The organism is Alistipes megaguti, assembly GCF_944320325.1.
In the GTDB taxonomy this organism is placed as follows: domain Bacteria; phylum Bacteroidota; class Bacteroidia; order Bacteroidales; family Rikenellaceae; genus Alistipes; species Alistipes megaguti.
In genome coordinates, this window is the sequence record NZ_CALUHA010000052.1 from 1 (window position 1) to 9,821 (window position 9,821).

Here is a 9,821-nt window from a genome sequence, read left to right on the forward strand (position 1 = left end):
AGATGAGTTCGATCGGAAAAATTACCGGGACAGTCTGCCGATTGACTCATAATGACGGAATTTAACGACTGTCCCTACTTAGTTGCACTTTTGGGATGCAACATAGCAATACTTTGCCAATACTCTATAAAATCTCCATTACTGGTACCAACGACGTCTGTGTCAAAGTTCTTTATAAAATCGATAATGTAGCAAGCCTTCATGCCATGCAATCGATTGCTATTGCGCAAAGTTTTAATGGCGGCCTGGGCTTTCTCTATAAGTGAATCGAGTATGTCGTTTTCTTGTTTACCTCCTTTTACCCTTTGCTGTTTGGCTAGCCATTGGGATTTCATTACCTCAACACAGGTAGCTAATGAAGATTGTGTATTGCCGTTGCGGACAATTAGGCGCACGGTGTACTTGCCGTTCTTGTTCTTGGTACGGTCTAATTGATAGTTGAGGGTCGCCATTTTACTCAGTTTTTGCTCGATTTTTTATACAATAAAAGTAAAAAATATCTTTGAGAACACCATCATTTTTTACTCGATTGCGCTGAGTTTAATGGGCGATATGTTGTTGATTTTAAGTGTAATATGTTGATTTATAGAGTTTTGTACAACAAAAAAGGAAGGGGATTTCCCTTCCTTTTCTTGAGCTGTTGACGAGGCTTGAACTCGTGACCTCTTCCTTACCAAGGAAGTGCTCTACCACTGAGCTACAACAGCAGTTTCCTTCGTTGAGTGGTGCAAAAGTACATAAGAAAAATGAATTGACCAAAAAAATATGCGTTTTTCCCAAATATTTTCTATCTTTACTACCAAATTATAACTTAAACCCGATGAAACGTATTCTGATAGTAGGTGCCGGAGGCCAGATTGGTTCCGAGCTGACAGTCTTTTTGCGCGGGATTTATGGCGGCTCGAATGTCGTGGCCACCGATATGCGCGAATGCCGCAATCTGGGCGAGGATGGACCCTTCGAGGTGTTGAATGCCCTCGATGCTACGGCCATGGCCTCGGTCGTGGCCCGTTACCACGTTGATGCCATCTTCAACCTCGTGGCGCTGCTCTCGGCTGTCGGCGAGCGCAATCCCCAGATGGCCTGGAATGTCAATATGGGCGCGCTGAACAACTCCCTTGAAGTGGCCCGCCAGCACCATTGTTCCCTCTTCACCCCCTCGTCGATCGGAGCCTTCGGTCCCACGTCGCCCAAGGACAAGACTCCGCAGGACACCATTATGCAGCCGACGACCATCTATGGCGTCTGCAAGGTTACGGGTGAACTGCTGAGCAACTATTACCATCACAAGTACGGCGTTGATACGCGTTCGGTGCGCTTCCCGGGCATCATCTCGAACGTCACGCTGCCCGGTGGCGGTACGACCGACTATGCCGTGGAGATCTACTACGAGGCTATTCGCAGCGGGCACTTCACCTGTCCCGTTCCGGGCGACGTCTATATGGACATGATCTATATGCCCGATGCCCTGCGCGCTTGCGTGGAGCTGATGGAGGCCGACCCCTCGAAGCTCGTCCACCGCAACAGCTTCAACCTCGCATCGATGAGCTTCACGCCGGAGATCATCTATGCCGAGATCCGGAAGCGGCTGCCCGACTTCACGATGAACTACGACATCGACCCCGTGAAGAAGGAGATCGCCGAGAGCTGGCCCAATTCGCTGGACGACACCTGCGCGCGCGAGGAGTGGGGCTGGAAACCCGAATGGGACCTCTCGCGCATGACCGACGACATGCTCTCCCATATCCGCACCAAACTGGGCAAGAACTGATCGGCATTTTCCGCTCCCGTCATCCGCCCATGCGGCACCCGGACACCTTTGCTTGTCCGGCCGATTGTGGCGCTGGCGCCCGGATGCGGATCGTATGACCCATAGAAAGACCGTCGGGCAGGATATTTGCTCCGACGGCTTTTTCGTAAGATTCAAATGTACGGACAAGCATGAAAAAACGGATTTTTCGGGGTGTTGTCATCGCTGTGGTGATTGTGGCGGCACTTCTCGTGGGAGGAAGTCTCTATCTGTTGCGCTATTCGTTGCAGCCGCAGGCGACAATCGAGGCCAAGAATGCCTCCTCCTATAAATATATGTATGAGGAGTATCCCTTTCTGCGGCCGTGGGTCGACAGCCTCCGCCGGGTGGGGGCGCTGCGCGATACGTCGATCCTCGGGCGCGAGGGTGAACGGCTGCATGCCCTTTACGTGCGGGCCCCGCAGCCCACGGACCGCACGGCGGTCATCGTTCACGGCTACACGGACAATGCCGTGCGGATGCTGATGATCGGCTACCTCTACAACTGCGACCTGGGGTTCAACATCCTGCTGCCGGATCTCTACTATCACGGGGAGAGTGCGGGTCGTGCCATCCAGATGGGGTGGAAGGACCGGCTCGACGTGCTGCGCTGGATGGAGATTGCCAACGGGCTCTTCGGCGGGGCGACACGGATGGTGGTCCACGGCATCTCGATGGGAGCCGCCACGACGATGATGGTCTCGGGCGAGGTGCAGCAGCCCTACGTGCGGTGTTTCGTCGAGGATTGCGGCTACACGAGCGTCTGGGACGAGTTTGCGAAGGAGCTTCGCGAGCAGTTCCACCTGCCGGCCTTTCCGCTGCTGGATGTGGCCAGCGGGCTGTGCGGCGTGAAGTTCGGCTGGACGTTCCGCGAGGCGTCGGCGCTGAAGCAGGTGGCCCGGTGCGGTCTTCCGATGTTGTTCATCCACGGCGATGCGGACGACTATGTGCCGACATGGATGGTCTATCCGCTGTATGAGGCCAAACCCGGCGAGAAGGAGTTGTGGATCGTGCCGGGGGCGACGCACGCCATGTCGTATCACGATCAGCGCGAGGAGTATACGCGGCGCGTGGGCGAGTTTGTCGGGAGGTATATTCCGGAGTAATCGGCTGGCGGGTGCATTGCGGCCGGGAGCGGGCTTTTGCTTGCCTGGCTCTGCATAACGGCAAGTCCCCTCCGAGGAGGGGATTTAGGGAAGGGTCAGATCTGGAAACGGTGCCGCAGGCGGAGAATAACCGGGATTGAGAGTTTTCCGGCCGAGAGCGAGCCTCTGTTTGTCCGGCTCTGCACAACGGCAAGTCCCCTCCGAGAAGAGGATTTAGGGGAGGGTCAGATCTGGAAACGGCGCCGCAGGCGGCGAATAACCGGGATCATAAGCCTTTCGGCCGGGAGCGGGCTTCTGCTTGCTCGGCTCTGCACAACGGCAAGTCCCCTCCGAGGAGGGGATTTAGGGGAGGGTCAGATCTGCAAACGACGCCGCAGGCGGCGAATAGCCGGCTTCATGAGCTTCCCGGCCGGGAGCGGGCTTTTGCTTGCCCGGCTTTGCACCACAAAAAACCGGAGGTTCCTGCGAACCCCCGGTTTTTACTTTTCGGAATGCTCCGATTATTCGGCCTTGCCGTCCGACCCCAGAACTTCCTTGATCTTGTGGATGTAGAGCTTCTTCATGTTGTCGCGAGCCGGACCCAGGTACTTGCGGGGGTCGAACTCGGCAGGATTCGTGGCGAAGACCTTGCGGATGGCGGCGGTCATGGCCAGACGCGAGTCGGAGTCGATGTTGATCTTGCAGACGGCGCTCTTGGCGGCCTTGCGCAGCTCCTCCTCGGGAATACCTACGGCAGCCTTCAGCGCACCGCCGTACTTGTTGATCGTGTCGACCTCCTCCTGGGGAACCGACGACGATCCGTGGAGCACGATGGGGAAGCCCGGAAGCTCCTTCTCGATGGCCTCCAGCACGTCGAATGCCAGGGGGGGCGGAACCAGACGGCCCGTCTTCGGGTCAACGGTGCACTGCTCGGGGGTGAACTTGTAGGCTCCGTGCGAGGTGCCGATCGAGATGGCCAGCGAGTCTACGCCGGTCTTCGTAACGAAGTCAACAACCTCCTCGGGTTTGGTGTAGTGGCTCTCGGCGGCGGAAACCTCGTCCTCGACGCCGGCCAGCACGCCCAGCTCGCCCTCGACCGTTACGTCGAACTGGTGAGCGTATTCGACGACCTTCTTCGTCAGGGCGACGTTCTCGTCATAGGGCAGCGACGAGCCGTCGATCATCACCGACGAGAAGCCCATGTCGACGCAGCTCTTGCAGAGCTCGAACGAATCTCCGTGGTCGAGGTGCAGCACGATCTGGGGATGAGCCCAGCCCAGCTCCTTGGCATACTCCACGGCGCCTTCGGCCATGTAGCGCAGCAGGGTCTGGTTGGCGTAGTTGCGGGCGCCCTTCGATACCTGCAGGATCACCGGCGACTTGGTCTCGGCAGCGGCTTGGATAATGGCCTGGAGCTGCTCCATGTTGTTGAAGTTGAATGCCGGAACGGCATAACCTCCCTTGATGGCCTTGGCAAACATCTCACGGGTGTTCACGAGGCCCAGATCTTTGTACGATACCATAATATTTAGTTGTTAGAGAATTTGAGTCTCATCAAAAACCGCACAAATTTACTAAAAAATCTAAATAATAACCTCTTTTTGTGAAAAAAATAACAGAGGGCCGGAAATAGTTTGTACAATCCGGATTGTTTTTTGTACTTTTGCCGTAGCGAAAACACCGATACACGGCGCAAACAACAACAAACACATACGATCATGGCAGAATTCATCTATCAGGAGCCGTTCCCGATCGAGGCGGACAAAACTCAGTATCGTCTTTTGACGAAGGATTACGTAAAGGTCGTGGAGTGCGACGGCCGCAAGATCCTGAAGGTTGATCCGAAGGGTCTGGAACTCTTGTCGAAGGCCGCCTACAGCGACGTTTCGTTCTACCTGCGTCCGGCGCACCTGCAGAAGCTGCGCAACATCCTCGAGGATCCCGAAGCGACGGACAACGACAAGTTCGTGGCCTATACGATGCTGCTGAACCAGTGCGTGGCGGCCGAGGGCGAACTCCCGACCTGCCAGGATACGGGTACGGCCATCTGCATCGCCCACAAGGGTGAGGACGTGTGGACCGGAGCCGACGATGCCGAGTGCATCGCCCGCGGCGTCTACGAGACCTACCGCGACCGCAACCTGCGCTACTCGCAGGTGGTGCCCTTCTCGATGATCGACGAGAAGAACTCCGGCACGAACCTCCCGGCGCAGATCGACATCTACGGCGGCAAACCCGGCATGGAGTATGAATTCCTCTTCATCACCAAGGGCGGCGGCTCGGCCAACAAAACCTTCCTCTACCAGCAGACCAAGGCGCTGCTCAACGAGGAGTCGCTGACGAAGTTCATCCAGCAGCATATCTTCGACCTCGGCACGTCGGCCTGCCCGCCCTACCACCTGGCCATCTGCATCGGCGGCACGTCGGCCGAAATGTGCCTCTCGACCGTGAAGAAGGCTTCGGCCGGCTATCTCGACGAGCTGCCCACCTCGGGCAACGAGGGCGGCCGCTGCTTCCGCGATCTGGAGTGGGAGGAGAAGGTGCTTAAGATCTGCCGCGAGAGCGGTGTGGGTGCCCAGTTCGGCGGCAAGTACCTGGTGCATGACGTACGCGTGATCCGCGCTCCGCGCCACGCCGCCTCGTGTCCGGTGGCCATCGGCGTCAGCTGCTCGGCCGACCGCAACATCAAGGCCAAGATCACGCCCGAGGGTATCTTCCTCGAGGAGCTGGAGAAGAATCCGGCCCGCTTCCTGCCGGCCGAGGCTCCGGCCATGTCGCCCGCGGTGGACATCGACCTGGACGAGGGTATGGACAAGGTGCGCGAGATCCTGACCAAATACCCGATCAAGACGCGTCTGAACCTGCGCGGTACGCTCATCGTGGCCCGCGATATCGCCCACGCCCGCATCAAGCAGATGCTCGACGAGGGCAAGCCGATGCCCGAATACTTCAAGAAACACCCGGTCTACTACGCCGGTCCGGCCAAGACGCCGCAGGGCATGGCTTCGGGATCGTTCGGCCCGACGACGGCCGGACGTATGGACCCCTACGTGGATCTGTTCCAGAAACACGGCGGTTCGCTGGTGATGGTGGCCAAGGGTAACCGCTCGCAGGCCGTCACGGATGCCTGCAAGGCCAACGGCGGATTCTACCTCGGTTCGATCGGCGGTCCGGCCGCCATTCTGGCCAAGAACTCGATCAAGTCGGTCGAGGTGGTCGACTTCCCCGAACTGGGCATGGAGGCCGTGCGCAAGATCTATGTCGAGAACTTCCCGGCCTTCATCATCGTCGACGACAAGGGCAACGACTTCTTCGCCGAATTCAAACACTGAAAATCCGCCCTCGGGAGATACTAAAGGGCAGGAAGTTGCGTTGTAATTTCGGCAGAGGGGGCGAGAACCCTCCTCGGGCCCCGGAACTCCGTCAGGCGGCAAACGTCGTGCGGGGTTGCGGCGTGCATGATTAACCGATCTATCGCTTTGTAAACTGTAATGAGAGCATTCTTTGCGAAATTGTCTCTGGTGGCGCTCCTCGTGCTGGCGGTCTTTCCGGCGCGTGCCGACGAGGAGGTCACTTTCGAGGCCAACTCACCGCTGACGGTTGCCGTCGGCGGGGCGTTCCGTGTGGAGTTCTCGCTCAACGCCAAACCCGACAAGGGGTCGTTCGTGGCCCCTTCGTTCGAGGGTTTTGACGTGCTGGCGGGACCGGCCGAGTCCACGGGCTCCTCGATCCAGATCATCAACGGCTCGATGACCAAGAGCGTCAGCCATACCTATACGTATGTGCTGCTGCCGCAGTCGGCGGGTACGGTGACGATCGGTCCGGCGGAGGTCAAGGTCGACGGCCGAACCTATCGCACGCGTCAGCTGCCCATCGAGGTGGTGGACGAGGGGGATGGCGGCCGTTCGCAACAGCAGCAACCGCAAAGCTCCGGTTCGGGGGATCGCCAGGATGCCCAGAGCCAGATCGGCAAGGACGACATCCTGCTGCGGGCCGTCGTGTCGCGCACGTCGGTCTTCAAGAACGAGCCGCTGCACGTGGCCTTCAAACTCTATACGCGGGTGCCGTATGTAAATGTGGTGCCCGAATCGGCGCCGTCGTTCAACGGCTTCTGGTCGCAGGATCTGACCGACCCGAATGCCGAACAGGTGGGGCGCGAAACCTACAACGGCAAGGTCTACGAGACGCGCGTGCTGATCGACTACCTGCTCTATCCGCAGCAGGTCGGACAGCTGACGATCGATCCCGTGGAGATGACCGTCGTGGCGCAGGTGGTGATCCAGAGCCGCAATGCCGATCCCTTCTTCGGCATGGGTCGCGAGGTGCTCAACGTGCCGCGCAAGGTGAAGAGCCAGCGTGTGACGGTGACGGTCAAACCGCTGCCCGACGGAGCGCCGGCCAGTTTCAACGGAGCCGTGGGCTCCTTCACGATGGAGACCAATCTGCCTGCGGAACGCTTTGCGGCCAACTCCGGGGCCAGCCTGACGGCCAAGATCTCGGGACGCGGCAACCTGACCTTCGTGCAGGCTCCGAAGCTGCAGCTTCCGGCCTCGTTCGAACTCTACAACGTGAAGACCACCGAGTCGATCAACGCCTCGACGACCGGCATTACGGGGTACTGTCAGTTCGAATACCCCTTCATTGCGCGGGCCGAGGGCAGCTACGAGGTTGAGCCGCTGGAGTTCTCCTATTTCGATCCGCAGCGCATGGAGTACGTGACGCTCCGCTCGAAGGCGATGAATCTCGAGGTAACGCCCGATGCCTCGGGCGGCGGCGATGCCGTGGTGATGCAGGGGCGCGGCATGTCGAAGGAGGACGTCCGGCTGCTGGGCGAGGATATCCGCTTCATCAAGCTGGGAGCGGCCCAGTTGCGGACGGTTGCCGTGCCGTTCCTCTTCAGCGCGGCCTATTGGATCGTGCTGGTTGGCATCCTGATCCTCTTTGCGCTGGTCTACATGGCGCTGCGACGTCAGATCCGCGAATCGCAGAACGTGGCGCTGGTCCGCGGCAAACGGGCCAACAAGGTGGCCGTGCAGCGCTTCCGGACGGCCAAACGCTACATGGAGGAGCAGAACCGCCATGCCTTCTACGAGGAGATGCTGCGGGCGCTGTGGGGCTACATGAGCGACAAGTTCAACATCCCGATGGCCAACCTGACGAAGGAGAACGTCCGCGAGGAGTTGCACAAGCGCGGCATTTCGGCCGAAGATTCGCAGCGCTTCACGGACATCATCACCCGCTGCGACGAGGCGCAGTACTCGCCGGTCGAGTCGACGCGCATGAGCGACGTCTATTCGGAGGGCGTGAATCTGATTTCGCAGATCGAATCGGTAATAAAACGTTGATCGAATGATGAAACGACTGTTTTTGATACTGCTTTTGGCCTGGGGTGCCGGCGAGGTGCTTGCTCAGGGGGCCGATCCGGAGATGACGGCCGATACGGCGGAGGAGGCGGACAGCGTGGCGTATCCGACGGACGGAACGCCGGTGCCGGTCGGCAAGGCGACTCCCGACGCGTTGTGGGATCGGGCCAACACGGCCTATCTCAACGGTGATTACCACGCCGCGACGTCGATTTACGAAGAGATCCTCTCCCGCGGCTTGAGCTCGATGAAACTCTACTACAACCTGGGCAACTCCTGCTTCAAGGAGGGACGCCTGGGCGAGGCGATCCTCTACTACAACCGGGCGTTGCGCCTGGCGCCGGGCAACGACGACATCCGCTATAACCTGCGGGTGGCCGAGTCCCGGACGAAGGACAGCATTGAGGAGATTCCGGAGTTCTTCCTCACGGGATGGCTGCGCACGCTGCGCCATGCGATGAGTTGTACGGCCTGGAGCATCTTCTCGCTGGTGGCTCTGGCTGCGGCGCTGGGACTCTTCCTGCTCTATCTGCTGGCCCGCCGGTTGTCGCTGCGCAAGGCGGGGTTCTACGGAACGATGATTGCCGTGCTGCTCTGCATCGCGACGACGTGGTGTGCCGCGGGCGAGCGTCGCGAGATGCTCGACGATACGCAGGCCGTGGTGATGTCGCTTTCGACGGCCGTGAAGAGTTCGCCCGACAAGTCGGCCACGGACCTCTTCGTGCTGCACGAAGGGACGCGGGTCGAGATCACCAACCGCCTCGAGGGGTGGTGTGAGATCACCATCGCCGACGGCAAGAAGGGGTGGCTCGAGTCGAAAAACATCGAAACGATTTAGATGTCGCAGCTCCTGCAGAATGTGGTCGGGGAGTTGTCGAAACTCCCGGGCGTGGGTAGGCGGACGGCCCTGCGGCTGGCGATCCACCTCTTGCGGATGGACCGCGAGGAGGTGGCCCTGATGACGGAGAGCATCGACCGCTTCCGCAACGAGATCCGCTACTGCGCACGGTGCAACAACCTCTCGGACGAGGAGATCTGTCCGATCTGTGCCGATGCCGAGCGTGACCATACGACGATCTGCGTCGTCGAACAGGTGGCCGATGTCCTCTCGATCGAGAATACGCGCCAGTACCGCGGACTTTACCACGTGCTGGGCGGTCTGATCTCGCCGATGCAGGGCATTTCGCCTTCGGACCTGAAGATCGACCTGCTTTGCGACCGGATTGCGGCGGGAGGTGTCAAGGAGGTGATTCTGGCCATCTCGACCTCGGTCGAGGGTGAAACGACGCTCTTCTACCTGATGAACCGCCTGCGGCAGTTCGCGGGGCTGAAGATCACCTCCATAGCGCGGGGAATCGGATTCGGCGACGAACTGGAGTATGTCGACGAACTGACCATCACCCACGCTCTGCGCAACCGCCGCGAAATCGAATAGCGGGCGAGCGGGGGTGTCTAACTGGGGGCGAGCGAAGGGCCGGAAGAGGGACTGAGTGAAGTCGGGAGAGGACCGAGTGAGTCTGGGAGAGGGCCGAGTGAGTCTGGAAGCGGAACCGAGCGGGGCCGAGTGAGTCTGGGAGAGGGCCG

At 59.3% G+C, this 9,821-nt stretch carries 8 protein-coding genes and 1 tRNA gene; 6 read left to right on the forward strand and 3 right to left on the reverse strand.

Features of this window, described 5'->3' with window-relative positions:
* Positions 1-74: 74 nt before the first annotated feature.
* Both PUQ42_RS09940 and PUQ42_RS09945 read right to left on the reverse strand, forming a co-directional pair.
* Positions 75-452 carry a hypothetical protein gene (locus PUQ42_RS09940; RefSeq protein WP_273373338.1) on the reverse strand — a complete coding sequence of 126 codons (378 nt, stop codon included), beginning with the start codon at positions 450-452 and terminating at the stop codon, positions 75-77.
* A 183-nt stretch (positions 453-635) separates the two neighbouring features.
* Positions 636-707: transfer RNA gene (locus PUQ42_RS09945), tRNA-Thr, on the reverse strand.
* Between the two features lie 113 nt (positions 708-820).
* On the opposite strand from PUQ42_RS09945, the gene PUQ42_RS09950 reads away from it, so the two are divergent.
* Complete coding sequence (locus tag PUQ42_RS09950; RefSeq protein WP_087404210.1) at positions 821-1,771, forward strand: NAD-dependent epimerase/dehydratase family protein; 951 nt, start codon at positions 821-823, stop codon at positions 1,769-1,771.
* A 170-nt stretch (positions 1,772-1,941) separates the two neighbouring features.
* Positions 1,942-2,895 carry an alpha/beta hydrolase gene (locus PUQ42_RS09955; RefSeq protein WP_273373341.1) on the forward strand — a complete coding sequence of 318 codons (954 nt, stop codon included), beginning with the start codon at positions 1,942-1,944 and terminating at the stop codon, positions 2,893-2,895.
* 500 nt (positions 2,896-3,395) lie between these two features.
* Here PUQ42_RS09955 and PUQ42_RS09960 read toward each other — a convergent pair whose 3' ends face one another.
* Complete coding sequence (locus tag PUQ42_RS09960) at positions 3,396-4,397, reverse strand: class II fructose-bisphosphate aldolase (RefSeq protein WP_087311414.1); 1,002 nt, start codon at positions 4,395-4,397, stop codon at positions 3,396-3,398.
* A gap of 195 nt (positions 4,398-4,592) precedes the next feature.
* Between PUQ42_RS09960 and PUQ42_RS09965 the strand changes: the two genes are divergently transcribed.
* The 4 genes from PUQ42_RS09965 to recR all read left to right on the forward strand — a co-directional run bounded on the left by PUQ42_RS09965 (position 4,593) and on the right by recR (position 9,672).
* Entirely contained in the window at positions 4,593-6,206 is a 1,614-nt protein-coding gene (locus tag PUQ42_RS09965) for a fumarate hydratase (RefSeq protein ID WP_087311413.1), read from the forward strand.
* A gap of 159 nt (positions 6,207-6,365) precedes the next feature.
* Positions 6,366-8,219: a BatD family protein gene (locus PUQ42_RS09970; protein WP_273373344.1), complete on the forward strand. Its 1,854-nt coding sequence runs from the start codon at positions 6,366-6,368 to the stop codon at positions 8,217-8,219.
* 7 nt (positions 8,220-8,226) lie between these two features.
* Complete coding sequence (locus tag PUQ42_RS09975; protein ID WP_122121506.1) at positions 8,227-9,075, forward strand: tetratricopeptide repeat protein; 849 nt, start codon at positions 8,227-8,229, stop codon at positions 9,073-9,075.
* Positions 9,076-9,672 (forward strand): recombination mediator RecR, encoded by a 597-nt coding sequence (gene recR / locus PUQ42_RS09980; RefSeq protein ID WP_087404222.1) that lies wholly within the window; start codon positions 9,076-9,078, stop codon positions 9,670-9,672.
* Positions 9,673-9,821: the final 149 nt, after the last annotated feature.